Raw genomic sequence first — 26,298 nt, 5'->3', positions numbered from 1 at the left:
CGGTGACGCCTCGCACGTCGAGGTCGGCTTCGAATAGGGTGCGCGCGAGCTGCTCGCCCAAATCAGGGGTTGGCGCCCCCTGCTCGCATGGCATCGATGACCCATCGCGTGCTCCTGGTGAGCAGCGGAGTCGGCGGCTCCGATCGGCAACGGGACAGGTTGTAGTCCTGGAAGGACACGATCCCCCCTGGCCGGACTTGGCGGCTCAGCTCCCGCACGGTCGTGACCGGCTCCGGCAGGCGCATCAGAATCAGGCGGCCGACCAGCGCGTCGACCGGATCCTCCAGCCGCAGCTCGCTCAGGTCCGCCTGAAAGAATACCAGGTTGGTCAGTCCGGCTTCGTGCGCGCGGGCCCTGGCCACTTCGAGGACGGCCGGATTGACGTCCACGCCGATCACCGAGCCGGCGGGGCCGACTCGTTCGGCGAGCATCATGCTCACGTCGCCGATGCCACAACCGGCGTCGAGTACCCGCATTCCCGAACCCAACCCGGCCAATCGGACAGGTGAGCGCTGTACGGGTCCATGATCTTCGCCTGCAACTGGAGCCGTTCGGCCTCGGCCATGGTGCGCGGCATCACATATTCGTCAGACATGGTCACCGGTCCTTCCCAAGGAACTCGGCCACTTCGGGCCAAAGCTCGTCCTAATCATCACCGTCGTACCCGTTGCCCTGCGTGAGCCCCGGCACGGTGATCAAGCGCGCGGAGACGTCGGACGCCTGCGCCTTGGCGACGAGATCGCGGGCTGCTCGACGGGAATGATCTCGTCGGCATCGCCGTGCAAAGCGAGCATGGGGGTGGTGGCCTTTCCGAGCGAATTCATCGGTCGCCGTTCCGGGGCGAAAAACCAGGTCGCGAGGTCCTCCGGCTCGAATTCGGGATCGGCGGGCAGGAAGGACCCGGCGCGGTCCGCTCTGCCGCCACCAGCAGCGTCGGATCGTACAAGCCCGTGATCAGGACGGCGCAGTGCCAACATGATGGCTCTCGCACGAGCGCCGACAGGGCGGTGTACCCGCCCCTGCTGGTGCCCAACACACTTATCCGTGCGTCGTCGATTTCGGGTAGCCCAGCCAGGTAGGTCGCCGCCGCGACGATGTCGTCGATCTCCAGGCCGTCCATTTCCGCCAGAACGTCGAAGTCGACGCCGTGCCCCGGCGTGCCTCGATGGTCGACGGTGAACACCGCGAACCCTGCCGCTTGCAGCGGTCGATGTTCGCCTGTCTGGACGTAATCGCCCTCGCGGTTCAAGGCTCCGCCTTTTCCTGCGGTGCACACCACGACGGCTGGATGCGGCCCCGGACCGGGAGGCAGGCTGAGGTGGCCGTAGACGGTCAGCCCACCACTCGACGCGAATTCGTGGACGGTGAGCTCTTCGGCCGGCTCGAATGTCTCTGCGGCGGGCCGGTCGAGCTTCGTCGATGAGCAGACCGATCAGCCCGCTCATGGTCAGGTCCCGTTGCAGCTTGACCGCCGGGATCGATACCCTGAGTTCCTTCTGCACCAGGACCCTCAGTCCGACTGCGGTCAGCGAGTCGACATCGACCGGTTGGTCGTCGTCCAGCTGTCCTTCGGTCAGCCCGGTCGACTGCTGCAAGAGGGGGGCCACGAGCGTAGGCAGCAGAGCGGCCCGTTCTTCGGGGCTCATGGTATGCAGCCGCGGCCCACCCGAACCGGCTCCGCCTCCATCCGACGCGCCGGAAGGCACGATCGAACGGACTTGAGGCAACGAGGCGAGCTGGGGATTGGACCTCCCCCAGCGTGGCCAGTCCATGTCGGCCACGTTGGTTTCCACCGGCCTGGTCCGCAGCAAGGTGTCCAGTTCGGCCGCGAACCGCGCGGGCGACAAGCCGACATGCCTGTTGCGTCGGAGGAACGTGCCGATTTCGCCCTTGCCGCTGACCGCCACGCCCACTTCCTCGATCAATCCCCAGCCGATGCTGGTTGCGGGCAGCCCACGAGCGGCCCGGCAGCGGGCGAGGCCGTCGAGGAACTCGTTGGCGGTCGAGTAAGCGCCAAGCGCGGCTGAACCGAGTTGCGCGCCCACCGAGGAGAAGAGCACGAAGAAGTCGAGGGAGTCCGGCTCGGTCTCCAGATGGAGGCTCCAGGCACCGTCCGCCTTCGGCCTGGTCGCTTTGACCAGGCGCGTCGCGTCGGCGTCCGCGAGCACGACGTCGTCGAAATCGGCCGCGGCATGGATGATGCCCGCGATCGCCGGCTGCCGCCCGCGAACGCGAGACAGCAGTGCGGCGACCTGATCCCGGTCGGCCACATCGGCCTTCTCGACCCGGACCTCCACACCTCGGCTGGTCAATTCAACGACCGTGCGCTCCGCCTCCTGCGTCCGCACACCGTTCCGGCTGACGAGCGCGAGGTGACGGGTACCCCGGTCCGCCAGCAACCGGGCCACCGTCCGCCCCAGCCCGCCGAGGCCGCCAGTGACGAGGTAGGTCGCATCACGCCGGATCGGCGTCTCCGGTAGCGACGATGCGGGCACGGTGATCGGTTCACCGGCGATGTGGACGGCGACCTTGCCGAAATGATCAGGTCCGCCCATGGTCATGAACCCTTTGTCGACCTTCTCGGCTGGCACCTCGGTGACCGGCAGCGGGTCGATGACTCCCTTCTCGAAGAGTTCCACCGTCTCGTGCAGACATTCCCGAACCTGTGCAGTGTTCAACGACATCATCTGGTCGTAGTCGAAGGTATGGAAGGCCATCGCCTTCCTGGTGGAGGCCAGCCGCACGGCGGAGTCGGCACCGGCGGCGAGCTTGCCCGCTCGATGAACCGCCCGAAAGTGCGCAGCAACCTCAGACTGGGGTGGACCATGTCCGTCGGCAACGAGTCGAGGACGACTGGCGTTGCCCCCAGATGACGGACTCGGGTTTGTGGAGTAGATGGCTTGTCGTCTGGAAGGCTGTCGATCATGCCGAAGGCTTATCCCGCTGAATTCCGGGCTCGGGCGGTCGCCCTGGTCCGGGCTGGTAAGCCGGTCAGAGAGACCGCACGTGAGCTCGAGATCAGCGAGTCATGCCTGCACGACTGGGTCAAGCAGGACCGCATCGACCACGGTGAACGTCCAGGGCTGAGCAGCACCGAGCACGCCGATGTCGTGGCGGCGAAGCGACGGATCCGCCAGCTGGAGACCGAGCTGGAGGTCCTGCGCGAGGCTTCGAAGGTCTACGAGGAGCTGAAGGGCGACCCCAAAGGGGCGTTCCCGGTAGTCGCCCGGCTCGCGGACCGGGGGCTACCGGTCAAGATGGCCTGCCGGCTGCTGGAGGTGAGTCATTCCGGCTTCTACGAGTGGCGCTCGAGACCGATCTCGCCGGCGGCGGCCGTGTCAGGATAACCGTGTAAGCCGTGAATGGACCAGGATCGGGTCGTCGAACGCGACCCAGAAAGGCTCTATCCATGACCGAGAACACATCGCCTGATCGGGCTGCGGGTCCCGCGGCCGGCGAGGCACTCGCTCGTGTGTTGCCGCCGGAAACGCTTGATGCGTTGATGAAGACGCGTACGCGAATGGCGGGGCACTGGGTGCGCAAGAATTGCTGAACGAGATGACCAAGGCGGCACTCGAGCGAGCACTGGACGCCAAGATGACCCATCATCTCGGATACGAGAAAGGAGACCCTGCCGGGAACGGTTCCGGGAACTCCCGGAACGATAGGTCCCCAAACCGTGTCCACCTCGAATGGCCCGGTCGAGGTGGCGGTGCCGCGTGACCGGAATGGCTCGTTCGAACCGGCGATCGTGCCGAAACGCGCACGCAGGCTCGGCAACATCGACAAGGCGATCCTCTCACTGTATTCGCCTGGCATGACCACCCGGGACATCGAATCCCATTTACGTGAAGTATATGGCGTGAACGTGTCACGGGAATTGATCTCCAACGTCACCGAAGTGGTGACCGACGAAATCGCGTTGCGGCAATCCCAGCCCCTGGACGAAATGTACCCGATCCTCTATGTCGACGGCCTGCGGCTGCGAATCAAGGACAAGGGCGTGGCCACCTCCAAGGTCGCCTACCTGGCCATCGACGTGGACATGGAAGGCCGCAAACACGCCCTCGGCCTCTGGATCGCCGACACCGAAGCGGCCAAGTTCTGTACCAAAGTCATCGCCGGCCTGCACAATCGGTTCATTTCCTACGGTGACCAGAAGGTCGCCGCAGCCATGCGGGAAATCTATACCGTGCCGACACTCGAGGCGGCCGAGATCACACTCACACATTTCGACAAAGACTTCGGCGCGCAATACCCGGCCGCGATCCAAGTATGGCGACACGCCTGGAACGACTTCACCCCACTCCTCGACTATCCACCCGAACTTCGCAGAATCGTCTACACCAAAAACCTGATCGAGAACATCAACTTCCAACTCCGGAAATCACCAAGAAACGCGGCCATTTCGACAGCGACACCGCCGCGACAAAACTACTTTACCTCGGACTCCGCAACATCACCAGCAACCGAGGCGGACCATCAGGAACCGGAACCCGAGGATGGAAACAAGAACTCAACACCCTCGCCGCACTCTTCCCCAACCGACCACCACTCCACTAGAATCAGAGAACAAATCAGCCATAGCTTACACGGAAAACATGCCAGTGCCCACATCAGCCCAGGAGCAGGACTGGCCGCCGGATCAGAAGTCGTACCGAACATCGACAGAGTTCGAGGTCATCGCAAGCCGTTGCAACCGCGAACAGCCTCCCCGTTTGACCCGCTACCAATCCAGATTGTCAACCGTCAAGATGGGTTGCCGATTGATCTCTCGACGCCATCAAGAAGCTGCCGGAGGCCCAGCTTAAAAAGTTCTTCGAGATCGATTCGGAAACCATGGTTTCGCAAGCCTCGCTCGCCTAGGTCACCGCAAGTGGCGCTCTCGGGCACCGGCGCGTCGGAACACCGCACGCCGCCGCCCGCTGCGGAAACCTCACCCAAAAGGTTCGCGGCTACTCCATGCACGAAGCTGTGCAACAAGACACACTGGCGGAGCGCAGCCATGGAATCGAGACCCTGGTCAACGAGGATACGGTGCGCGCACTCCACGTATACGACCAGGTTCGGCAACGCAGCCTGGCTCGGACTGCTCAGTCCGAGCCGAGCTAGCCACGGATGCCCCTTGTACACTGTCCACAGTGTTGTGGCCACAGATTCGAGCTTGCCGCGCCAACCGTGCGATTGCTCAATCGGCAGAGCCTCACCGAATGCAGCGTCTGCCATCAAGCGAATAAGTACCTCCCTGCTCCGCACATGGTGATAGATAGACATGGTCGCACCATCCAGCCGGGCGGCGACGGCCCGCATGGACATACCGGTCAATCCATCCGCATCTGCGATCTCAATGGCCGCCTTCACGATTCGGTCTCGTGCGTTCCCTTGCACGGGATGACCACTTGCTTCTGCGGCGACTACGGTTCGCGAGCTCGGAATCGCTTCGACCAGTCCCTCTTCCCGGAGCATCGTCAACACTTTTGCCGCTGTGGCATGAGCAACGCCCCACTGCCTCGAAATCTCCCGAGTTGATGGAATCCGATCTCCCGGACGCAACTCGCCAGTCTCAATGCGCAGGCGAATATCAGCGACGATCGACTTAGGCAGGGACAAGCCCGCCCAGTACTTTCCCTGCGCCACATAGACCCCAATCAGCCATACTGCAAAACGTTCACCCAATAATGCGACCTACTCGCCCGTAGGCAAATCAAAAGCAGGGAGCCGGGGCACAAAAGGGCAACACCAGAAGTAGTTAGGGCAGGATTGCCATCCTATCGAGTGACGTTCGCTCACCCAAGTGACGCCTGATGAGAAAAGCGGTTTAAACTGAGTCCTTCGCGTAAGTACTGCCCTCGCCGCAACAGACAACATCAATCTCCAGTGACGCCATATAGGTGCCGGCCGTTGTTGCACCCCCTCGCCTAGCGGGTAAGCCAGGCCCAAAATACGGTCGACGATCCAGGAGCTCAGGACACCAGCGCCACCGATGCCGCATGGGCCAGCCCCGAAGACGCCAGCCTTGATCCCCATCGATCCAGGGCCACAGCCGCGTCGGCTCATAATGCTTCACGAACAGGAAGGTTCGACTGTGACCGTTAGCGTCAGCGACGAGGTCGAAAGTTATCTGGACGGCCTGTTGTCAGGCCAAACTCCGGGTACCCGGTTCCCTTCCGAGCGAATCCTTGCGGAGCAACTGGGCGTTGCCCGTAACACGGTCCGAATCCACATTCAGCACCTGATTTCCGCCGGCCGCCTGACGCGCAGACTTGGTGCAGGACTGTTCGTCGCCGAACCGAAGATAACCGTGTACGCGAGAGACCGAAAGAATCGATTCTTCTCCGAAAACAAAAGTCACCCCTTCGAGTTCTTGACATTGCCAACCAGGAATATTCGCGCCAGCCACGACTCCGCCCGGTTAATGCAGATTAAAGCCAGCGAGCGGATCACAGAGTTTCGACGACTGTTCACTCATGATGGCGATCCGATGGCTATAGAGAGCCTAATGATCGCCCAGTCGGCAAGCCAGCAACTGAACAGTATTGCTCTTTTCGATGTCCTTGACAGCGACCCCGAATGCAGTAGTTCAACCATCTCGTGCGAACTGGCCACGGGAGGATATTCACGGTACTTAAAAATCGCGGTGGGCCAGCCAGTACTCATCGTCGATCGCATTCACATGTTGGAACCGGTTAATAAAACTGCTCACATCCGGACTCGATACCGAGCCGATCGCTTCAGACTGATCACCGAAAGCCACTGACCATCGCACCTCTCGACCTCGTATGTGGTCCGAACACCACAGCGTGTTCACGGTGCGTATCTCGTTAACACGACGGTCTGTCTTTGCCGCCTAGTTTTGGCCCCACTTGTCCGCCGGTTTTTGGCCCCAGGGCGGGGTGTGCGGGGTGAGTTGCGGGTGCGCGCTCGGGCGGTTATCCGGGGTGTTTTGGCCCCACCCCCGGTTGGGTGAAGTTCAGGGTTTTCGGGCGTCGACCTGGGTGTGTCGGTCGGGCGCGGTTTAGGTTGTGCGGGGCCGGGTGCTCACGGACCTGTCTCCGACAAGACAGCCGCCGTGGGCAGCCGACCCCATTCGTTTCAGGGGCGGTTGAGGGCGCCGATCAGGCCGTCGTTCTCGCCGGCGGCGAGTTGCTGTTCCTGCAGCCGGGCTTGGGTGCTCTGGGCGCGGTAGGACTCGCTGCCGGTCTCGATGATGGTGCCGTTGAAGGTCATGCGGTCGATCACGGCGCGGCAGAGACGCTAGTCGGTGAAGGTTTTCGGCCATTCAGAGAAGGGTGCGTTGGTCGCGATGGCGATCGCGCGGCGTTCCTCGCGGTCGGTAAACAGCTGGAAGAGCAGTTTCGCGCCGACCTTGTCCAGTTCCATGTATCCGAACTCGTCCAAACAGAGCAGGTCGACCTTGTCGTAGCGGGCATAGACCCTGGTCAGCTGTTTCTCGCCGGCGGCTTCGGAGAGCTCGTTGACCAGGTTCGCCGTGGTCGGGTAGCGGACTTTCAGCCCGGCTTCGGCGATCGCGGTGCCGATCCCGATCAGCAGGTGGGTTTTGCCGGTGCCGGAGTCGCCGACCAGGCAGAGCGGGTGCCCGGCGGCGACCCAGGAGGGTTCGGTGAGGGTGTTGACCACTTCGTGCGGGATGTTCGGGTTGACCGCGAAGTTGAAGTCTTCGATGCGTTTCGGCCGCCGGAACGTCGCCTCGCGGACCAGCCTGGTGCGGCGGCGTTCGTCGCGGTGCTCCAGCTCGGCTTCCAGCGGTTCGAGCAGGAACGTCTTGTAGGAGGTCTGCTGCCGCAGCGACGAGTCGGCGATCTCGTCGAACCGGTCGCGGATGGTCGGCAGCGACAGGCCGCGGCAGGCCTGGTCGATGAGCGCGTCGATGGGCAGGGCCTGTATGACGTATGGGACTTCGGTGGCTTCCAGATCTGGGGAACGCTCTGGGGCGGCACGACCGCCTACCAGATCGACCGGTGGAACGTCGGTTGGTGCTAGAGGGCCTTGTGTAGGGGACTTTTCGGCGTTTAAGAGCCTGTTGCTTTTTGAACTGCCTCGACCTCGCTTGATGATCTTGTTGTTGGGTGTTGCTTGGGGATGATTTTTGTGTGACAAGGGATTATCGGTCGGTGGATCGTGAGCAGGAGTTTCTGCTGCCGCCGTCGATGACGGACTGGCTGCCGGATGATTATCTGGTGTGGTTCGTGATCGGCGGTCGGGCGGCTGGACACGTCGGCGTTTCACGTCAAGGCCAAGCGTGGCGGGGTCGGGCGGCGCGGGTATTACCCGGACATGCTGTTGACGTTGTTCGTGTATGCGATGGCGCATGGGGTGTCCTCGTCGCGGCGGATCGAACGGCTGTGCCTGACCGATGTGGCGTTCCGGATCATCTGCGCGCAGGACATCCCGGATCACACGGTGCTGGCCCGGTTCCGTCAGCGTCACGAGGCTGCGCTGACGGATCTGCTGACCGAGTCGCTGGTGCTGGCCGCGTAGCTGGGCATGGTGTTGCTGGGAGTGGTCGCGCTCGACGGCACCAAGATCGCCGCCAACGCCGGCAAGGACGCCAACCACACCGAGGCTCACCTGCGGAAACTGGCCGAGCAGTTCGTCGCCACGATCGCGGAGACCGACACGGCCGACGACGCCCGTTTCGGAGCCGACCGGCGCGGGGACGAACCACCGCCGGGAACGGATCGCACCAACCGAGGCGGACGGATCACCGACGCGCTGGCCCAGATACAGGCGCGCCGTGACGCGGCCGCGCAGGCCGGCGAGGGGCAGGCGGAGATCGCCCGGGCCTATGACGCCGCGGTCTCCGCCGGTGTCACCCGGAGCGGAGCTCCACCCCGGGGCGCGGACCGGGTCGCGGTGGCCAGGGCACGCCTGGACCGGGAGCGAGCCACGGCGCAGGCCCGTTGGGGTCGGTGGTACGAGCAGATGCGATCCGGTGGTGGGCGCCGCCCGTCGGGGAAAGCGGCGGTGCCGCCGGAAGATCACAGCAAGGTCCGGCGGGCCCGGGCCGCTTATGAGGCCGCGCTCGTCCGCGCCGGACAGGTCGCTGCCACCGCGAAATCCCAGGCGCAGGCGGAGAAGTTCGTGGCGAATCTGACCGACCCGCAATCACGGCTGCGCAAGACCCGGAACGGCTGGGTCCAGGGTTACAACTGCCAGACAGCGGTCAGCGACGACGAATTCCTTCTCTGCGCCCGCGCCACCCAGGACGCCAACGACCTCGCGCAATTCGTGCCCACGAAAGATGACATCCTCGCCACCACCGACCGCCTCGCCGCCCGTACCGGCCGCGACGACCTCACCGTCGGTGTGATGATCGGCGACGCGGGCTACGACTCGACCGGCAACATTGAGGCCGCAGGCCCGGACCGGCTCATCGCTGACGGCGTACCTGGAAAGGTCGGCACCGACGTAGCATCCGATGTGTCCTTGGAGATGCCTCAGCAGAAGCCCGGTCCCGCAGCCGAGATCGAGCAGGCGCTGCGGCCAGGATTCCAGTACCAGGGCCCCTGTCTGCTCGATCCAGTCGCGAATTTCGTCCTCAGACAGTGAGCCGCCGCCGGTGAGTCCGATGATATCCGCGCCGACGCGATCGTCGAGATCGGCGGACGTGAACGCCCAGTCGTACAGGTTGGCCCAGTTTTGCAGATAGTCGCCGACTAGTGACCAACTCCGAGAACCGAAGTTCATCGCGTCCGCCGAAGGCCGGACCAGGAGCGCACCCCATGGGGTTCGACGGACCGCGCCGACCCATGGTTGTTCAGCTGTGAACGAAAGGATGCGATCCGTTGTCACGGATCTCCTTCATGCATGCCAATCATGCTGTTATCTGTGTGCTAATAACGTGGACTAGGTAAGAAAGCCGTCCACCGAGCCATGAACGTGCAACCCTACCTTCGAGTCCCATCATGAGCCATCGCCCTCACTGTCCAAGCAGACTTATGCAGACCTGATCCGTGACTAGCCAACTCGAAGCCCTCTGCATGTGGCAAGACTTGCCCTGTAATACCTTTCTCGTGCGAAATACGGGCAATGCTGGCCGATCGCATGCGCCGACGTGATCGCCATGCAATAGTCTGCGGGTGTGCCAGGAAAGATCTGAAAGGTGGCCGTCATGAACAGCTTCGGCCCTCACCCTTGGCTCCACCATTATCTCCTGGAGCAGGCTTAAAACTCATTCATTCTGCTAGGATCCCTAAGGCTTTAGGGCTCGCGGCGTCTGTCGCACCTCGTGGAAGCACCGGTCACGGCGAGCAGCCGACCCCGTGCTTGACCGTGAGCGCGCAGGGCAATTGCGGGAGCTGCGGCTGTTCGGAGGCAACACGAGCACCGAGTACCGCGCCGAGGGACCAGGCGGACTTCCGCAAGGCTGGTCGCTCAAAACGGGGCAGGCCCACACCGCCTGGCTGAGAGCACGCGCATATCGTGCTGTCGGTTTCTGGAGGACACGAGTCGCAGAGGAGTTCGACGCTCTTGTCGGCCACCCGCAGCCCGTCCATCGTCGGCCTCGCCGTTCGGACTTTCGCTTGTCGCCGCCATGATCGGTCCGCACGGTGGATCTGGAACATGTTCTCTCGGTGGCCCGCTGTCGACGGACGCGCGAGGATCAAGGAAAGCTGAGCGTGTCCGTCTCTGACGGACAGAACCACGTATGCGACGATGGAAAACCTTGAATCGGACATTCGAGAAACTGTTCCTGAAAGCCTTGAGTGGACTTGATTCTGACGGCCACGACGATACACGGTACAGGGAGCGCGAACTGGCTTGCAATGCGGCCATGGCGAACTCAACCACCTGACCGCGTTCGACCTCGCCGCCGAAGCCACCGCCGCGAGACTGCTCTGCGTGCGCTTGGCTGTCCGCAAAGGACAACTGGATTCCGCGTCGGCGCAACTGCGACGAGTACACCTCCCTGGAAAGAACGCTCCGGTCGAGCAGTAGGTGCTCAGGCGCGTGCCGAGCTGGCGGCCGCCACTGGCCACGGCCGTGCCCAGGCCGAAGAACAACGCGGACTGACGAAACTCAACTCCACCAAGGACCGCCACCGCGAGATCGACGTGGCGTCCGGCAGAGGAGCTGGGCGAACTGTCCCTGTGGCAGCGAGATCCGTACGCACTGGTCAGTGCTCTGGAGCATACCAAGATACAGGCGTCTCGTTATCGCCCACTCACCGAGTCCTGTGACCCGATCGTGCGCGATCTGGTCGACAAGATGGGCTCGGTGGCGTGGTCACAGCACGACGCGCTGTGGGAAGGGCGGCCGACCCGCCCGGCTGACGGCCAAGCTTTCCCGATTGCAGCAGGACCTCACGCGCCGCGGATGGTATACGGGCCAGTGGGGCCGGCGACGTCCGATAGCCGGCCTGCCGGGTATTTCCGCACAGCTGGGAAGTCGCGCCCTGGTCAGTTTCACCCGCTCCGTGAGACCTGGTCCGCCGTCGTGGTCGTCGGCGACGCCCACCTCGTCCAGCTCGGCATCGCGTCCGAAGTGGATGAACTGACCCGAAGACTGCACGCCGATCTCGACGCGCTGGCTCCGGACGATCTCCCGCAACCCCTCGTCGACGTCGTCAGGAAATCAGCTTCGCGGGCCGCGAAGCAACTCGACCGGGAGCTGCTGTCGCCGATCATCCGGTTGACCGGCGAGCGGCCGCTGATCGTCGTGCCGACCGGCGGCCTCCGCGCAGTGTACTGGGTATCGCTCCTCTCCTGTGCGGGACTGCCGTCACCGTCGCGCCCTCGGCGACGGCCTGGCTGGCCGCGGAAGAGGTCGCCCTGCGCCCGGCCTCGGGGCCGATCGTGCTGGTTTCGGTCCGCATCTTCCTTCGGCTGTCGCCGCATTCGACATCCTTTGCGGTATCCATCCTGAGGCGTGGACGCTGACCGGCCAGGAGGCGACCGCGCCCAGGTTCTGAACGCCCTCGACGGCGCCGAACTCGCGAACATGGCCGCGCTGGAGCAGCACGAACTCGGTTTCGCCGGCGCGCTGCTCTCTGGAGGCTCGGCGACGGTCGTCAACCGAGTCGGTGAACACGCCGCTGCTGCGGTGTCCGTCGACTTGCTCAGGCAGTCCCGCTCCATCGCCAAGGCGTTGGCCGAGGCCGTCAGCAGGGACCCGCTGCACCACCTTCATCTGCCTCGGCAACGGGCTCCCCCGTGTGCTTCCGGGCAGCGGCTCAACTCGGTAGGAAGACCTTACAACTCTTCATCACCGACACAGGCCCGCTACCAGCCATTTCTCACCCGGGTAGTGCACACGTTCCTCTTTGGGCACTCATGCTGTCCAATCGAGACAGCCGATGCGGCGTCCGGCTGTCTCGCGACCCGAGAGAGCCACATACTCCGAGCAGATCTCGTCATCGTGCCACGGATTCGCGCTCGACAAATCTGATCGATCAGCCCAAGGGATGGTGCCTGACATGAATTCGCATTCATCGGATCGTGCCAGTATGCCCAGGGCGGATCGACCGATCGCCATCATCGGTCTTGCCTGCCGGTTCCCGGGGGCGCGGAACACCGATGAGCTGTGGGAATTGCTGTGCGGCGGTGTCGACGCGACGCGATCGGTGCCCCCGAGCCGTTTCGACGCTGACGAGTTGTACGAGCGATCGCCGGCATCGCCGGGAAAGGTCGCCAGCCGCCGTTGTGGCCTGGTGGCGGATGCGGACAAGTTCGATGCCGAGTTCTTCGGAATCAGCTTGATTGAGGCCAGGCGGCTGGATCCGCAGCAGCGGCTCCTCTTGATGGCGGCCTGGGAGGCCTTCGAGGATGCCGGACAGCCGCCGGAGCATTACCGAGGGAGCCAGACCGGCGTCTTCATCGGGCAGATGAATTCGGATTATTGGGATCTGCAATTGCGCAGGGATCCGGCCGACCTGACCCTGTATTCGTTCACGGGCAGCCATCAGCGGAGTATGACAGCCGGACGCTTGTCGTTCACCTTCGATCTCCGTGGTCCCAGCGTGGTGGTGGACACGGCGTGTTCGTCGTCTTTGATGGCTGTCCACCAGGCGTGTCAGAGCGTGCGTTCCGGAGAATCGGCGATGGCTGTCGCCGGCGGTGTGAACCTTGTCTTGACCGCCAACGCGAACATCATGTATTCGCAGGCGCGGATGCTGGCTCCCGACGGCCATTGCAAGTTCGCCGACGCGCGGGCGGACGGTCTGGTCCGTAGCGACGGAGTCGCCGTTGTCATCCTGAAGACACTAGATCAGGCCCTGGAGGACGGCGATCCGATTCGCGCAATCATCCGTGGTGGCGCGGCGGGGAATGACGGCGGCGATCGGCCCCATATCGCTGCGCCGTCGCTCAATGGTCACATGCACACGCTGGCTTCCGCCTATCAAGCCTCCGGTATCCGGCCTGCGGACGTTGACTATCTCGAGGCCCACGGAACCGGGACCCGGATCGACCTGATCGAGTTGACGGCCTTCGCGGAAGTCCTCGGCAAGGGCAGGCCTGCGGACCGGCCACTCCTTGTCGGCTCGGTCAAGACGAATATCGGCCATGCGGAGGCGGCCGCCGGAATGGCAGGCCTGATCAAGACGGTTCTCTGCCTCGAACATGGTCAGGTCCCACCGAATCTGCATTACGAGACACCACATCCGAAGTTCGATTGGGAAAATGCGCCACTGGTCGTCCCGACGCGGATGTACGAACTGCCGAGCCAAGAGCGGCCGTGGATAGCGGGGGTCAACAGTCAGGGCGTCTCCTCGACCAATGTCCATCTGGTTCTCGCCCAAGCTCAGCGCGACGAGCTTCGAGATCCCGACGTCGGCAGGCCACATCTGCTCGCGCTGTCCGCGCGCACCGAAAACGCCCTGAACGACCTCATAACCTCCTACCTGGTCTACCTGGCCCCTGAAGGACCGGGGCGAACGCATTCGTTGCGCGACATCTGCTTCACCGCAGGCCCTCGCCGTGCACATCACGAGGTCCGGCTGGCGGTCGTCGGCGCGACTCACGATGAAATCCTCGCTGCCCTGCGCGGTCGACGTGATCCGTTAGGACCGCGAGTCTCGTCGACAGATGGTCCCGATGACGGGACAGGGCTTCGGCGGCTGATGGAGCGAGCCTCACAGGGGTACGAAGCCACCGGGGCCGCTGCGTGGGAACAGCTCTGTGAACCCTTCGCTCGTTGCGTGCCGATCCCTGGGTACCCGTGGCAGCTCGCTCGGTTCCGGCTCGAGGACGAGCCGGAAGGGACACATGGGTGAGCCGATCATGAGCATTCTGAACTTTCCTGACTATAACAGCGGAATTCCGGACGACGCCGTGGCCGAGCTCGATCCGCTCCACGCCGATGCCGTGTGCGCCCGGTTGCCCGCGATGAACGAACGGGCGGATCTGCCTGCTGTGTGCTCAGCTCTGCGCACCATCATTCCCACTCTCGACCAGATCGCGGCCTTCAACCCTCTCGAGTGTCTGGCCGCGATGCGAGACATCGGCATCCTGCTCGGCAGCGTGAGGCGCCACGGCGCGCAGCCTGTCTTCGCCGTGCCCGAGATCGAGCCTGTGCTGCTCGAGCTGGCGTCGCGGACCGACTTGGTCCCGCGGGATACCGTCCACCACTACACCTGCTGGAACCCGCGCGGAGTCCGGCAGCGAATGTATACCGGGGACCCACAAGAAACTCATTTGATCGATTCGGTTCGTAACGCGATGCCTCGGCTCGGTGCGGCCGTCACGATCTGCGCCCGGCTTGTGCGGCTCGATCCCGCAGCCCCTGTCTTCGCGGAAAGCTTGGACATACTCGCCGATCACCTTCACGGGATGGTGACTTCGATCAGCGATGTCATGGCGCATGTGTCGCCGGTGTACTTCGCTCGCGGACTCCGTCCCTACTTCGACGCCATCACGGTCGCGGGCGCGGACTACCTTGGCCCCGCCGCGGCGAATATGCCCTTGGCACTGATCGACGTCGCCCTTTGGGCGTCGGATCGTGGAGACGAGTCCTACGACTGTTTCCATCGCGAAAGCATCGCCTACAGCCTTCCACCCTGGCGCAGGCTCTACGCCGCCTGGCAATACGGACCGTCGCTCGCTCAGGTGATTAGCGCAGCCATCGCACGCGACGGCAACGATGACGGCCAACCTCAGGCAGCGGCCGAGGCGTTGTGCCGCGCACTCCGGGTACTGATCATGTTCCGCGGAAAGCATGTGACGATCGCCCGCCGAGCATACGAGGAGGAGGTCGGCCTATATCAAGAAGGAAGCGGAGGAGGCACTGTGGAGTTGCTGGCGCGGATCCTTCGCCTCACGCGAGACATCGCGGCCGAAGTCGGCGTGCGTCACTCTCAGGGGCTCACCGCGGTCGTGCGGAGGTCGGGATGAAGATTCTCATCTCCGGCGCCGGCATCGGCGGGTTGACCGCCGCACTGAGCCTGCACGCCGCGGGATTCACCGACGTGCAAGTCGTCGAATCGGCACAGGAACTGCGTCCACTCGGTGTCGGGCTGAACCTCCTGCCGAACGCCGTACGCGAACTTGCCGAGCTGGGACTGCTCAGTGCGGTGGCGTCCCAAGCGGTGGCCACTCGTGAACTGATTCTCTGCAATAGCTTCGGACAACTCGTCTGGAGAGAGCCGCGAGGCCTTGACGCAGGCAACGAATGGCCGCAGCTGTCGATCCACCGAGGCCACCTGCAAGCCGTGCTCGCCGACGCGGTGAGAAACCGGCTCGGCGCTCACACCATCGCCACCGACACCCGCGTCACCGCCGTCACACCGCTATCCGGCGGCCGCGTTCGCACTAGCCTGAACCATCCCTCCACCGCGAATTCTTCGACCCTGGACACCGACTTGTTGATCGGGGCCGATGGCATCAACTCGGCCGTCCGAAGTTCCCTCTACCCGCGCGAGGGCCCGCCGCTGTGGAACGGCCTGACCCTGTGGCGCGGGGTTGCTTGGTCCATGCCCTATCTCACCGGCGCATCCATGATCGTGGCCGGAGACGACGTCGAGCGTATTGTCCTGTATCCGATTCGAGAGAGGAGTAACGGCGAACACACCGTCCTGGTCAACTGGGTGATCGCACGCCGCTGTGGCGACGAACCACAGCACGGCGATTGGAACCGCCGAACGAGCGTCGACAGGGTCATCGAGCACGCTCTTCGGTGGCGATTCGACTGGCTCGACATTCCCGCCATCATCCGCAGCGCCCCCGCGGTCTTCGAGTATCCAATGATCGATCGGGACCCGCTGCCCAGGTGGACGTTCCAGCGAGTGACCCTGCTCGGTGACGCCGCGCATCCGATGTACCCCGCCGGATCGAACGGGGCGACCCAGGCGATTATCGACGCGCGCGCACTCGCCTATCTGCTGGCAACCTGTGATGATGTCGATCAAGCTCTGGACGCCTACGATCGTCAACGCCGGAACCTGATGGGGCGCATACAGCTCAGCAATCGCGCGATGGGACCGGAGCGAGCCATCACGCTCGCCCACCAAAGGGCACCAGGCGGCTTCGGCGACATCAATGACGTGATCTCGGCGAACGAACTCGCACAAATCTCAGCCGACTACGCACGGACCGCCGGCTTCGACCCGGACGCTTGCGCACGTCGATCACCCTACAACGCCATGAACTGGAGCACACATGTCCGCCAATGATCCCGGCGATCTTCACCGTCTCTTCATCGACGCCGTCAACGCACACGATCTCGATGCCGTCATGGCTCTCTTCGAGCCCGACCCGGTCGGGGTCGACCTTGACGGCAACACTCTGCACGGCGGCGCCGCGATGCGCGAATTCCTCGGCGGCTTCCTGTCCGTGACACGACGTCTCGAAGGCCAGACCCGCAAGGTCATCCTCGCCGGGGACCTCGCCTTGATATCGAGCAATTGGCGCGCCGTCATCGCGACACCCGCGGGAAGCTCGGTCACCTCCGAAGGCACGACCGCCGAAGTCGCGCGTCGACAGGCCGACGGGACCTGGCGTTTCCTCATCGATGATCCCCAGTTCCTGCACGAATCCGTATCGGAGGCCAAATCGTGACATCTCACCAGTCGGTCGAAGTCGTCGACCTGCGCTCCTTCGACCCATTCGGCGCGCATGTCGCCTCGATCTATCGATATCTGGAACATGCCAGGGAGACCGAGCCGATCTTCTTCTCGGAACCGTTGCAGGCGTGGTGTGTCAGCCGCTACGACGATATCAAGCGGATCGCTTCGGACCCGAGCACGTTCTCGTCGAGCAATTCATTTCCCAGGCCGACCGGATTGCCCGCAGAGGCCCAACTCGCCGCGGACTTCATCTTCTCGAACACGATCGTCACGATCAGCGACCCGCCGCGACACACTCTGGTCCGCCGCGTCCTGCACGAGGGGTTCAAACCCAGCACCATAGCGAGATTCGAGCCCGACATCCGGCAGATCATCGCCAAGCACATCGACCTTCTCCCCTTGCGAGGCACCTTCGACCTCGCAGGCGAATTCGCTCACACGATCCCACTCGAGGTGGGCATGTACGTGACGGGTTTCCCCCTCAGCGAGAACGACAACCTCAGGGGATGGATGGCGGATCAGGTGGCGTTTTTCGCCGGAACCGCCTGGCTGAGCGAGCAACAACTCATCGATCACGGCCGGAACTACGCCGATGCGATCACCTACCTTCGCAAACTCGTTCGGCTCCGCAGGGCAGAGCCACGTGACGATCTCATCTCCATCATGACTCGTCGTGATCAGCACGGCGATATGCTCACCGACGACGAAGTCGCAGCGCAGACCATCGGCCTGATCGCCGCGGGGTGGGAGAACACCAGCAACGCGATAACCAATATCGTCCGTGCGCTCCTCGAAGACCTCTCTCAATGGGAAAGCTTCGTGCGAGGCGAGGTGGACATCGATCAGATCATCGCGGAAGGTTTACGTTTCGACACTTCCGTACCAGGCCTCTTTCGCACAGTCGCGGAGGAGGCGACAGTCGGATCATTCACGTTCCATCGCGGCGACAGGATCTTCCTGTTCTACGCTTCCGCCAACCACGACGAAAGTCACTTCACATTACCGGAAGAGTTCCAACTCGACAGGCCCAACGCGAAGAAGCACCTCGGCTTCGGTCACGGAATCCACAACTGCATCGGCGCGGCGCTGGCCAAGCTCGAGCTTTCGCTCGTTCTCGAACTTCTCAAGGATCGTTACCCCCGCCTGCGCTTGGCTGACGCAAGCGCGCCGCCTCGGTACCGGAAGATCAGCCAACATCGAGGGCAGGAAACTCTGCGAGTCGTCGCCGACTGACGCCCAAACTTTCTGTTCAATCTGGAGTACGAGATGACCACTTCCGATCAGCAATACGATGCCATAGCCGAATCCTTCGCGGGGTCCGCGGAATTGCCCGTTCGCGCACAGATGGAGATCCCGTCGATCCTCGACCTACTCGGCGACGTCCGCGATCTCGAGGTGCTCGACCTGGCATGCGGCACAGGACTGTATTCGCGACTGGTCAAAGCTCTCGGAGCCCGGAGGGTGGTCGGCATCGACTCCTCACCCGTCATGATCGAATTCGCGAAGCGAACGACACTCGGTGGACTCGAAATCGAATACGAAGTCCATGACGTATCGAACATGTCCGTTATCGGCAAATTCGACGTGGTCGTGGCAGCCTTTCTGCTCAACTACGCGCCCACACTCGACGCGTTGTCCTCGATGTGCAGGATGATCGCGGGCAACCTCCGGTCAGGCGGGAGGTTCATCGGAGACATCCCTCGCGGCTCGTATGACCCCACCCGGCCGCTCAGTGACAAATACGGCATGACCTACAGTATGCCGCCCACCATCGCGGAAGGTGACGAATTCTCCTTCACCGCCCACCTCGACCCGCCACTGACGATCAAATCCCGGCGCTGGCTCGACGAGACCTACGAGACCCAGTTGCGGAATGCCGGCCTGGCCGAGATCGAGTTCCACCCGTGGCGGCCCGCCGATGAAGAGGACAACGGTGATTTCTGGGAGGAATGGGACGCCAACCCGCTCGCTCACAGTGTCAGCGCTCGAAAGCCTTAACGCCTCCTGGTCTGGCCGATGACGAAGAGGCGCTCGTTACAGACCACTACACGTGAGGGATCTTCCCGCAAGTGCGCACCGAGGGAAGTTTTCGGCAAGAGGGCAGTTGTTTTCTGCCAAACTATGTACAGTCCGTGAGCTTGGCGCCCACGGTTTCAAACATACGATGTGATTGAAGGCATGATCGTGAAGTCCATTGCCGGCCTTTTTCTCGCCGCCGCGACTTTGCTTGCCATCGCTCCCGACAGCTCTGCTGCGGCCTGGGTGTCCCGGGGAACCTATCACAACGACTCCGCCGCGGTTGCGAAGTGCAACGAGGGAATTCGGAACGGCTGGTGGGACGGCTGTCGCTATTGCCTTGCCAACCCGCAGACCGGCACCGTGGAACTCTTGACCAACCGCTGATCCTTCAGGAGATGGGTGCTGGGAATCAGCAAATGTCCCGGCACCCGTCCCGGACTGCCCTTGCCCTGGACATCGACCTGCACCTGGTCCTTTCTCATATTGCGTCACCTTCGCCGAGGCCATGATCACCGGCTGCGACCGGTTCGGCGAGTTTGTACCGCTGCGTACGACCCTCTGTAGACGCTGCGCTCTCGTCAGTGATGCCGGTTGCGGCGAGCAGTGTCTGGCGACGTGAGGGGCGCCCCCCTGCACCCAGGCTGGTGGAGTGCCCACAGTATGGGGGTGTCTGAGACGGTCGCCTCCTGGGGAGGACCGCAGCCACTCGGGCCGCCAACTGTCGGTACCCCTTCGCATTCCGGCAGGCCGTGATCAAAGCCCGGCCCCCGTCGAATCCACTTCCGGGTTTCACCGGTCCACTTCTCCTCGATCTCTCGCTTTTCCATCCTCGACGACATCTGCGGGTCACTCTCTCAACTCGTGCGATCCTCGGCGGGCCCTGCCAATAGCGCAGTCAGGAACAGGACCGACACGTCCAGCTCGCGCGCATCGACGGGCCGGCCGGGCTCCGCTGTCGATCCGGCCCCGGCACGATCTCTCGATTCAGGTCGATGCCGCCACCGACGGCGATGGCCACGGCAGCCATGTCTCGATGCCTCCGGTGAACGCCGGACGACCGAGGGACACCTGCCCCTCGGTCCTCGGGTCATGCTTGGCCGATCATCACGAGCCCGTCACAGGCGCTCGCCGAATCCAGGCACCCGTGCCAGTACCCGAGGAGGCGATGCCTTGGCGGTCGTTTCCAAGAACCTGGCCCGGGTGACGGAGATTCCGGGAAACGACGTGCATTGACGTTGCCTTCGACAGCGCCCGAGCTGGATGGCGGGGTGAGTCCGGCGTGACGGCGTGCCAGTCCTTGCGCAGGCCGCTGGTGAACGAAAGTAGTTTACGGACTTGCCCATTTTCGACTGTGCTGACCCATTCCTCAAGTTTGGTGCCACCGAGGTGGCATTCCGTGCGCGACTGCACTTCCCCGCTGTGGTGGCACCTCCTGCCCGAAGGCGAGGCCGCGCCCACCCTCGACCTCTGGGTGGTCCGGGACTTCCCCCGAGCGCTTTCCGTTGGCCTGCTCGGAGTCGGCAGGCTGCAGGGCGCGCCGGGCCGCCATCTGCTGGAACCCGGACCCGACACCGATCTCGCGCTGCGGATCGCGTACCTGTCCGCCGCACGCGCGGCCGCGCTGGACGCGCATTCCACCGAACTGCGAAGGATCGAGCGCGCCCTCCATGACGGTGCGCAGAATCGCCTGGTCGCGGTGAACGTCCTGGCCGGTGCCGCCCGCCGGGCCGTCGGGCGGGGATCCGCCGACGCCGACGAGTTCCTCGGGCGGGTCCAGGACGCGGCTGAGGAGGCGCTCGCGGAACTGCGGCTCGTGGTGCGGAGCATCCTGCCGCCAGTGCTCGCCGATCGCAGCCTGACCGACGCGCTCGACGCGCTCGCCGCGACGAGCCCCGTGCCATGCCGGGTCGACGCGGACCTGCCGGGCCGGTACGCGGCGTCGGTCGAGGCGACGGTGTACTTTATCGTGGCCGAGACGCTGACCAATATCGCCAAGCACAGCCGGGCGACCCGTGCGGAGGTGGAGCTGCGCAGGGAGGAAGACCTGCTGTGCTTGCGGATCACGGACAACGGTCGTGGGGGAGCGGCCGAAGGAACCGGCTCGGGCATCGGTGGTATCCGTGCTCGGGTCGAGGCGCACGACGGAACTTTCGCGCTGGCGAGCCCGCTGGCGGACCGACCACGCTGATCGTGAGGGTGCCATGCGGATTGTGATCGTCGAGGACGACGCCTTGCTGCGTGAGGGGCTGGCGCTCCTCCTGCGGGCCGAAGGGCTCGACGTGGTAGCGGTGACCGAGGCGGCTGGAAGTTTCCTCGCGGCCGTGGACGAGCACAAGCCGGACACGGTGGTGGTCGACGTGCGCCATCACCCTGCCAGCGGTCTCGATCTCGCGCACCAACTCAGTTGGCAGGTCGGGCGACCCACCGCCCTTCCGCCGCAGCACGAACGCCTTCTGCTCGCCAACGCCGAACGGGTTGCCGAGGCCGAACACGGGGATCGGCGCGGGCGGCCGGCCACCGAATTGCGCTGCGAGGGCGGTCAGGAGCTGGTGCTCCATGACGACCGACCGACTGGCGATAGCCACAAAGCCTGAGATCTCAGCGATCACGTTGGCCAGATCGGTGCGCTGCCGCAGTGAGGAGATCCGGGCCACCTCCATGTAGGTCGCCGCGGTCAGAGGCACGATCACCTCGCCGGCCACTGTGGCCGAACGCAGAGCTTCGTAGGCGCGGGCGTCCTGGGGGAACTGCGGCCGGCCCAGCCTCGCCTTGGCCCACGCGACCCAGTCCTTGAGGTCGAGGGAGATCTTGAGCCGATCCGCCGCGTCGGCACCGAGCAACGGGTAGCGGTCGGTCTCCGCACAGTGGCGAAGGACCAAAACGAGTACGTCCGGCGGAATGCCGAACTGCTGGAGAGCTGTGCCGAAAGGGCTCGCGGCGGTGTCAGCCGTGGCGGTCTGGTCGTCCGGTCGGCGGGCGGCCTCTGAATACGGTTCACCGGTTTCGGCCATGCGCACCCGGATGGCGGCCTTGCGTGCCTTGTTCTCGGTCATCGTGTTCTCATTTCGGCGGTCGGTCCCCACGCACCGGCGCCATCAAGCCCGATGTCCGTTGAATTCCGCGAGTCAGAGACCCTTGTCCTCGTCGTCCCGCCGGCGTGGGCGCCGGGACTCGGAAGCGGGCAGGCGGAGCTGCCAACGTCCAGAGTAGACCCCGGTGCCGGCTGGCTCATCCGTATTACAGTGAGTACCGTTCGACGGCTGGCGCAGGTCCTCCGCGCTCGGGCAGTCGCGGAGCTGCTGGAACACGGCTCAGGCTCAGTCCAGCTCGGCGTGCACGACGTCCTTGCCCATCTTCAGCAGTATCCGCCGCACGCCGCTTCCGCGTAACTCACGCCGCCGCGAACAGCAGGGAGCGAGCGCACCGATGCGCAGCTTCTTCCGATGCATGTCTGCGGAATCGGTCGGAGATGCGCATCCCCGTTGCGTAGATCTTCCTCCCTCCCTCGCTCAAGCAGCTTGTCATCAATCAACTTGGAAGCTTGCCGGTTGGCAGCTGGCGCCGAAAATTCGCGTGTTCCGGCGCCGACCGCCTCAGCGCGCCGCTAGCGGGTGGGGGCGCGGTGCTGAGAGAATGCGTCCGACTGGCAGCATTGGCAGGCAGGGAACGGGGCGATGGGACTAGTCGGCAAGTTGCTGGGCAGGCTGGGTGGTGGGTCTGCGCCGCCCTGCCCCTCATGCGGTGCGACGCTGGACGGCGAGGACCTTACAGCGGGGTCATACTGGTGCGAGAGTTGCGGGAGTCTATTCAAGACGGTGGATGGGGAACTCTTCGACGCCAAGAGTCTCAGGAGCGGCGGCGGCGCTGGCAGTTGCGAGATCTGTCAGTCATCGCTATCTGGGGGCACGTCATACCTGCCCTATGAAAATGGGAGCAACCCGCACGCCTACATCGTGTGCCCGTCATGCGGGCACGAAAACATTCGGTCCGGGTTCGGCGAGGACGACGGCTAACCTGATCGGTGGGCAGGTCATGTCGGCGGAGGATGGCGGAGCCGTCGTGGCTTCACCGTCCGCACGTACGCTACGACCGGACACGATCGAACGAGCCTGCTTAGTGCGTGTCACCCGACGCAACGCCCCAGCTCACAGCCCCTCCCAACCCGAGAACCAGCCAACCATGGCCAAAGTCGGGGCCCGTTGTTTGGGGCGACGCGTTCACGGATCCCGGCGGTGCGGTACATCAGGCAACAACAGGATCGTCCCGTTCTGCGTCTTGCGGCACGCTGCTCAGCCGCTGATCGCTCTCGATCCGCGCTTGAAACTCGGAGCGCACGGCCTTGACCAGCCACCGCGCCTGAGTCGCACCTACGCTCAACTGAACACGAAGCGTGTCTGCCGGAATCGGCTTTTGGTGCGCGGCACGATGCGCAGCGTCCGCTTCCCGCGCCAACTCCAAGAGCTTCTCCGGCGAACGCTTTTGCCGCGTCAAGTGGGGCTTGCCCTGGCCGGCTGCCTCGTTCAACTTGGTCTCACTGCCCGCCGGGCCGGTCTCCGGCTTCTCCCGGACTGGCACCTCCGGCTGCTCTTCAGCAACCGCACCGTGCGTGACCCTGGAAGACTTGCATTCACCGATCGCCTGCAAGAAGCTCGGGCCCACTTCAGCCCAACCGATCAAGAGGAGCGGCCCGACGGCGTCGAAGGCTGCCTTTCCATACTCACCTGCCACTACGGGGTCGCCCACGTTCAACGCCAACGTGACCACGCTTGCGAAGATCAGGAGTCGACGAGCAGGCCGCAGTATGTCCGCTGACGCGCCAGCAAGCGCCAGATGCCGGGTACCCAGCAGCAGGCCAAGAATCGACAGATCGACCGCGGGTGCGACAAGTGGCGCGACCCAGACCGGGACTCCGAGCCGGAGGGCGAGGTTGAGGACATTGCCGAAGCCGAAAGAATGTGAGTCCAACGACGACGCCCATGATCACGGTGACCGCCTGGACCACAGCGGCCCCGTCCGAACCTGACCGAGTCGACATAGCTGCACGACGAGTCATCGAGCATCACCTGCTTCGACGCGCGGACGACCATGGGAGTCCCTGGTGGGGATACCGCGTTCGCGCAGTTTGTTCAGCACAGTGACGTGGTCGACTCCCAGGTGTCGGCCGACGCGCGCCAGGGACCAGCCGAGGTTGTAAAGGTGAATGGCCTCGTCGACCTGCTCAGGCGAGAGGCCGCGGCGGCGCATCTGTACGTCGTTCCGGCGGAGGATGTTGCTGACGGTTCGCCGCTCGATGCCGAACTGGACACCGAGTTCGTACACCGTCGCGCCTGCCATGTAGCCGGCGATCAGCTGCTCGACTTGCTTGGTGCGGAGCTGCCGGACACGGCGAGGTCTGCCGCGCTTGATCGACGTCAGCTCGGGTGATGCGGGACTGGGAAGCTTCTCTCGGAGCTCTTCCAGGGCTTTGACCTGGGCTTTTATGTTCGAGTAAGGCCCCCAAGCTCCACCACAGCGGCCCTACTTGAACCCTGACCCAAAAGAACGGTTTCAAGTAGGCCTGCTTCGGTAGACAGGTCAAACGAGAAGTAGGTGCCGCCGTTACCCTTGCCTCGCATGATGACCATGCGGTGATTGCAGCGGTAGCACCACAGCAAACCCTTGAGCCAGTGTGAGTGCCGACGTTCCCTGGTATCGCCTCCACCATGGAGCGCGAGAACGCGCTGGACACGATCGAACAATGGCTCGTCGACAAGGGCTGTATGGCGGCCGGGGTATTCTTCGCCGTTATGGGTGACAAACCCGCAGTAGCACGCCCAAGCAGGACGTAGACCTCTACACTCCGATCGCCACCGAGCTGACCACACCGATCGCAGTAGAGATCGAAGAGACTTGACCTATTGCGGCTCTGACACCTCCGACCTCCCGTACATGCAGCTCGAGGCCGCGATCGACATCCTGCACAGGTTGGTGACGTGAGCGGTCGCGCAGAATGATTTCCAGTTTCCGATTCTCTCGGCTCGGGTTGGTAATCCCGCTCGATGGCGTCCCACAGAACTAACTCCGCCAGCGTCAAAGTCTCGCCGTCGGCACACGGCGTATCCGGAACCTGCAACGGTCGCGCTGAGCAGCCCAGATGCAGCCGCCAGCCAGGTTTGACCGTCGCGCCGTCGGCGCGGGCCCGGATCCGTTGCCCGACAAGGTCACCCGGCACGGAACAGAGCGGCGCCGACAGGCGCTGCCCGGACGGGCGTTGACCGTGAACGTCACGCCTGTGAAAACATGCCAACCTGCTGCTGGGATCGCGGACATGAGCCGGACCAGAACACAAGATCTGGGGCCTGACCATCCAAGAAAAGTTCAGCCAACGGCGTCGGCGCGGGGCTCCACTGTGATGTCGTGCTCGGCGGCGAGATCGGCCAGGCGGGCGGCATGCAGCTCTGCTTCGTCGGGGCGACCGGCTTGCCGCGCGGTCGCTTCGGCGTTCACCGCGTCGGCAATCCGGCTCCGTAACGCCGTCGCGAATACGTCCATCCCCGGACTCTACGGGGCCTGCGGCGCCAAATAGCCAGCGTGGGCCAGATTGCGTCCTCTACCCGCCCCGCGCGCTCAACCTGGCTTCGACACGCTGGGGTGATCTTACGGCGGGTCGTCGTGTCGGCCACCTCGTCGTGGCGCCTGTGTACGCCACGATCGTCTGCCGTACCTGGACACGATGAGCAACGACGAAGAGGGGCCAACATGGTGACGACGGCGGAGCAGACCCGGTCGAGTATCACAATCGCCGCGGTACCGGCGCTGGTGATGGCGGCGATCGCCGACTTCGAGTCTTACCCACGATGGGCGGCTGAGAGCACCCACAGCGAGATCCTCGAACCCGGCACCGACGGCCGGGCACACCGGGTACGGATGCACATCGACACCGCCACGATCCGCGACGAACAGACCCTGCGCTACCGATGGTATGGCGACCGGTCGGTGCAGTGGACGCTGGAATCCTCCCGGATACTGCACAGCCTCGACGGCTCCTACACCCTCACGGCTACTACGCCGGACGTTGGTGACGTACCGGCTGACCTTGGTACTGAAGGTCAAGGTACTCGGCGTTCTGCGCCGCCAGGCCGAATGAATCATCATCGAACGCGCCCTCGCAGGGCTCGCCCGTCACGTCATGACTCCGGACTCATAGCACAGACCGGCGTCCACACTCAGGGCACCGGATCGTGGTGTGCAGGTTTTTCGTCAGTGCGGAACCGGTGACG

General features: G+C 63.9%; 25 protein-coding genes and 3 pseudogenes. 18 read left to right on the top strand and 10 right to left on the bottom strand.

The features are described from left to right. Window positions 1–62 precede the first annotated feature (62 nt). The 4 genes and pseudogenes from BLW75_RS34350 to BLW75_RS44255 form a co-directional block, all read right to left on the bottom strand. The gene (locus BLW75_RS34350; RefSeq protein WP_091598916.1) at window positions 63–476 is read right to left on the bottom strand and encodes a class I SAM-dependent methyltransferase; all 414 of its coding nucleotides are present in this window, start codon (window positions 474–476) and stop codon (window positions 63–65) included. After that, window positions 437–595: a hypothetical protein gene (locus BLW75_RS43010; RefSeq protein ID WP_158005440.1), complete on the bottom strand. Its 159-nt coding sequence runs from the start codon at window positions 593–595 to the stop codon at window positions 437–439. The genes BLW75_RS34350 and BLW75_RS43010 overlap by 40 nt, the downstream gene beginning before the upstream one ends. 225 nt (window positions 596–820) lie before the next feature. Continuing rightward, the gene (locus tag BLW75_RS44260; RefSeq protein WP_395766759.1) at window positions 821–1,183 is read right to left on the bottom strand and encodes an alpha/beta hydrolase family protein; all 363 of its coding nucleotides are present in this window, start codon (window positions 1,181–1,183) and stop codon (window positions 821–823) included. A 793-nt stretch (window positions 1,184–1,976) separates the two neighbouring features. Beyond that, window positions 1,977–2,555, bottom strand: a pseudogene (locus BLW75_RS44255) (SDR family NAD(P)-dependent oxidoreductase); the annotation flags it as partial. Window positions 2,556–2,924: 369 nt separating this feature from the next. Between BLW75_RS44255 and BLW75_RS34340 the strand changes: the two are divergent. Further along, window positions 2,925–3,347, top strand: a complete 423-nt coding sequence (locus BLW75_RS34340) for a transposase (protein ID WP_091598910.1) — start codon at window positions 2,925–2,927, stop codon at window positions 3,345–3,347. 332 nt (window positions 3,348–3,679) lie between these two features. Beyond that, window positions 3,680–4,336, top strand: a pseudogene (locus BLW75_RS44250) (transposase); the annotation flags it as partial. 413 nt (window positions 4,337–4,749) lie between these two features. Here BLW75_RS44250 and BLW75_RS34330 read toward each other — a convergent pair. Then, on the bottom strand, window positions 4,750–5,637 hold the full coding sequence (locus tag BLW75_RS34330; RefSeq protein WP_241784126.1) for a GntR family transcriptional regulator: 888 nt from the start codon (window positions 5,635–5,637) through the stop codon (window positions 4,750–4,752). A 448-nt stretch (window positions 5,638–6,085) separates the two neighbouring features. On the opposite strand from BLW75_RS34330, the gene BLW75_RS34325 reads away from it, so the two are divergent. Further along, window positions 6,086–6,757 carry a GntR family transcriptional regulator gene (locus BLW75_RS34325; RefSeq protein WP_158005439.1) on the top strand — a complete coding sequence of 224 codons (672 nt, stop codon included), beginning with the start codon at window positions 6,086–6,088 and terminating at the stop codon, window positions 6,755–6,757. A 335-nt stretch (window positions 6,758–7,092) separates the two neighbouring features. Here BLW75_RS34325 and BLW75_RS43700 read toward each other — a convergent pair whose 3' ends face one another. Beyond that, a complete protein-coding gene (locus BLW75_RS43700) occupies window positions 7,093–7,239 on the bottom strand; it encodes a hypothetical protein (RefSeq protein WP_241784122.1) in 147 nt (48 codons plus the stop codon). A gap of 15 nt (window positions 7,240–7,254) precedes the next feature. Beyond that, a complete protein-coding gene (locus BLW75_RS34320) occupies window positions 7,255–8,247 on the bottom strand; it encodes an ATP-binding protein (protein WP_241784120.1) in 993 nt (330 codons plus the stop codon). Here BLW75_RS34320 and BLW75_RS43695 point away from each other — a divergent pair. The 13 genes from BLW75_RS43695 to BLW75_RS44010 all read left to right on the top strand — a co-directional run bounded on the left by BLW75_RS43695 (window position 8,227) and on the right by BLW75_RS44010 (window position 22,026). Beyond that, window positions 8,227–8,499 (top strand): transposase, encoded by a 273-nt coding sequence (locus tag BLW75_RS43695; protein ID WP_422108509.1) that lies wholly within the window; start codon window positions 8,227–8,229, stop codon window positions 8,497–8,499. The genes BLW75_RS34320 and BLW75_RS43695 overlap by 21 nt on opposite strands. 6 nt (window positions 8,500–8,505) lie before the next feature. After that, entirely contained in the window at window positions 8,506–9,570 is a 1,065-nt protein-coding gene (locus BLW75_RS34315) for a hypothetical protein (RefSeq protein WP_241784116.1), read from the top strand. 1,212 nt (window positions 9,571–10,782) lie between these two features. Next, a complete protein-coding gene (locus BLW75_RS43005; RefSeq protein ID WP_167373551.1) occupies window positions 10,783–10,959 on the top strand; it encodes a hypothetical protein in 177 nt (58 codons plus the stop codon). Between the two features lie 1,507 nt (window positions 10,960–12,466). Further along, window positions 12,467–14,233 (top strand): type I polyketide synthase, encoded by a 1,767-nt coding sequence (locus tag BLW75_RS34310; protein ID WP_241784114.1) that lies wholly within the window; start codon window positions 12,467–12,469, stop codon window positions 14,231–14,233. Beyond that, window positions 14,226–15,350 carry a monodechloroaminopyrrolnitrin synthase PrnB family protein gene (locus tag BLW75_RS34305; protein WP_198935854.1) on the top strand — a complete coding sequence of 375 codons (1,125 nt, stop codon included), beginning with the start codon at window positions 14,226–14,228 and terminating at the stop codon, window positions 15,348–15,350. The genes BLW75_RS34310 and BLW75_RS34305 overlap by 8 nt, the downstream gene beginning before the upstream one ends. Next, window positions 15,347–16,627, top strand: a complete 1,281-nt coding sequence (locus tag BLW75_RS34300; RefSeq protein ID WP_034323344.1) for a flavin-dependent oxidoreductase — start codon at window positions 15,347–15,349, stop codon at window positions 16,625–16,627. The genes BLW75_RS34305 and BLW75_RS34300 overlap by 4 nt, the downstream gene beginning before the upstream one ends. Further along, window positions 16,614–17,012 (top strand): YybH family protein, encoded by a 399-nt coding sequence (locus tag BLW75_RS34295; protein WP_091598904.1) that lies wholly within the window; start codon window positions 16,614–16,616, stop codon window positions 17,010–17,012. The genes BLW75_RS34300 and BLW75_RS34295 overlap by 14 nt, the downstream gene beginning before the upstream one ends. Continuing rightward, a complete protein-coding gene (locus BLW75_RS34290) occupies window positions 17,009–18,253 on the top strand; it encodes a cytochrome P450 (RefSeq protein WP_034323341.1) in 1,245 nt (414 codons plus the stop codon). The genes BLW75_RS34295 and BLW75_RS34290 overlap by 4 nt, the downstream gene beginning before the upstream one ends. 33 nt (window positions 18,254–18,286) lie before the next feature. Continuing rightward, a complete protein-coding gene (locus BLW75_RS34285) occupies window positions 18,287–19,018 on the top strand; it encodes a class I SAM-dependent DNA methyltransferase (RefSeq protein ID WP_034323339.1) in 732 nt (243 codons plus the stop codon). A gap of 180 nt (window positions 19,019–19,198) precedes the next feature. Next, window positions 19,199–19,423, top strand: coding sequence for a hypothetical protein (locus BLW75_RS34280; RefSeq protein ID WP_034323338.1), 225 nt, complete (start codon window positions 19,199–19,201; stop codon window positions 19,421–19,423). Between the two features lie 1,012 nt (window positions 19,424–20,435). Continuing rightward, window positions 20,436–21,227: a sensor histidine kinase gene (locus BLW75_RS34275; RefSeq protein WP_241784112.1), complete on the top strand. Its 792-nt coding sequence runs from the start codon at window positions 20,436–20,438 to the stop codon at window positions 21,225–21,227. A gap of 13 nt (window positions 21,228–21,240) precedes the next feature. Next, window positions 21,241–21,633, top strand: coding sequence for a response regulator (locus BLW75_RS44085; protein WP_091598901.1), 393 nt, complete (start codon window positions 21,241–21,243; stop codon window positions 21,631–21,633). Window positions 21,634–21,903: 270 nt separating this feature from the next. Then, window positions 21,904–22,026, top strand: coding sequence for a hypothetical protein (locus BLW75_RS44010; protein WP_277815023.1), 123 nt, complete (start codon window positions 21,904–21,906; stop codon window positions 22,024–22,026). Window positions 22,027–22,356: 330 nt separating this feature from the next. On the opposite strand, the gene BLW75_RS44005 is transcribed toward BLW75_RS44010, so the two are convergent. Both BLW75_RS44005 and BLW75_RS34265 read right to left on the bottom strand, forming a co-directional pair. Beyond that, window positions 22,357–22,488: a hypothetical protein gene (locus tag BLW75_RS44005; RefSeq protein WP_277815022.1), complete on the bottom strand. Its 132-nt coding sequence runs from the start codon at window positions 22,486–22,488 to the stop codon at window positions 22,357–22,359. Between the two features lie 793 nt (window positions 22,489–23,281). Continuing rightward, window positions 23,282–24,074, bottom strand: a pseudogene (locus BLW75_RS34265) (hypothetical protein). Between the two features lie 104 nt (window positions 24,075–24,178). On the opposite strand from BLW75_RS34265, the gene BLW75_RS43000 reads away from it, so the two are divergent. Continuing rightward, complete coding sequence (locus BLW75_RS43000; protein ID WP_158005438.1) at window positions 24,179–24,463, top strand: hypothetical protein; 285 nt, start codon at window positions 24,179–24,181, stop codon at window positions 24,461–24,463. Between the two features lie 933 nt (window positions 24,464–25,396). On the opposite strand, the gene BLW75_RS42995 is transcribed toward BLW75_RS43000, so the two are convergent. Further along, window positions 25,397–25,570, bottom strand: a complete 174-nt coding sequence (locus BLW75_RS42995) for a hypothetical protein (RefSeq protein ID WP_158005437.1) — start codon at window positions 25,568–25,570, stop codon at window positions 25,397–25,399. Between the two features lie 207 nt (window positions 25,571–25,777). On the opposite strand from BLW75_RS42995, the gene BLW75_RS44245 reads away from it, so the two are divergent. Beyond that, window positions 25,778–26,296 (top strand): SRPBCC family protein, encoded by a 519-nt coding sequence (locus BLW75_RS44245; protein WP_198935853.1) that lies wholly within the window; start codon window positions 25,778–25,780, stop codon window positions 26,294–26,296. Window positions 26,297–26,298: the final 2 nt, after the last annotated feature.

Source organism: Amycolatopsis lurida, from assembly GCF_900105055.1.
In the GTDB taxonomy this organism is placed as follows: Bacteria; Actinomycetota; Actinomycetes; order Mycobacteriales; family Pseudonocardiaceae; genus Amycolatopsis; species Amycolatopsis lurida.
This window is presented reverse-complemented; position numbering and strand designations above follow the sequence as displayed.

Coding starts and splice junctions, on each gene's coding strand:
- BLW75_RS34350 (WP_091598916.1), bottom strand. CDS start 476: ATGCGGGTACTCGACGCCGGTTGTGGCATCGGCGACGTGAGCATGATG.
- BLW75_RS43010 (WP_158005440.1), bottom strand. CDS start 595: ATGTCTGACGAATATGTGATGCCGCGCACCATGGCCGAGGCCGAACGG.
- BLW75_RS34340 (WP_091598910.1), top strand. CDS start 2,925: ATGCCGAAGGCTTATCCCGCTGAATTCCGGGCTCGGGCGGTCGCCCTG.
- BLW75_RS34315 (WP_241784116.1), top strand. CDS start 8,506: ATGGTGTTGCTGGGAGTGGTCGCGCTCGACGGCACCAAGATCGCCGCC.
- BLW75_RS34310 (WP_241784114.1), top strand. CDS start 12,467: ATGCCCAGGGCGGATCGACCGATCGCCATCATCGGTCTTGCCTGCCGG.
- BLW75_RS34305 (WP_198935854.1), top strand. CDS start 14,226: ATGGGTGAGCCGATCATGAGCATTCTGAACTTTCCTGACTATAACAGC.
- BLW75_RS34300 (WP_034323344.1), top strand. CDS start 15,347: ATGAAGATTCTCATCTCCGGCGCCGGCATCGGCGGGTTGACCGCCGCA.
- BLW75_RS34295 (WP_091598904.1), top strand. CDS start 16,614: ATGTCCGCCAATGATCCCGGCGATCTTCACCGTCTCTTCATCGACGCC.
- BLW75_RS34285 (WP_034323339.1), top strand. CDS start 18,287: ATGACCACTTCCGATCAGCAATACGATGCCATAGCCGAATCCTTCGCG.
- BLW75_RS34280 (WP_034323338.1), top strand. CDS start 19,199: ATGATCGTGAAGTCCATTGCCGGCCTTTTTCTCGCCGCCGCGACTTTG.
- BLW75_RS44085 (WP_091598901.1), top strand. CDS start 21,241: ATGCGGATTGTGATCGTCGAGGACGACGCCTTGCTGCGTGAGGGGCTG.
- BLW75_RS44005 (WP_277815022.1), bottom strand. CDS start 22,488: ATGCATCGGAAGAAGCTGCGCATCGGTGCGCTCGCTCCCTGCTGTTCG.
- BLW75_RS42995 (WP_158005437.1), bottom strand. CDS start 25,570: ATGGACGTATTCGCGACGGCGTTACGGAGCCGGATTGCCGACGCGGTG.
- BLW75_RS44245 (WP_198935853.1), top strand. CDS start 25,778: ATGGTGACGACGGCGGAGCAGACCCGGTCGAGTATCACAATCGCCGCG.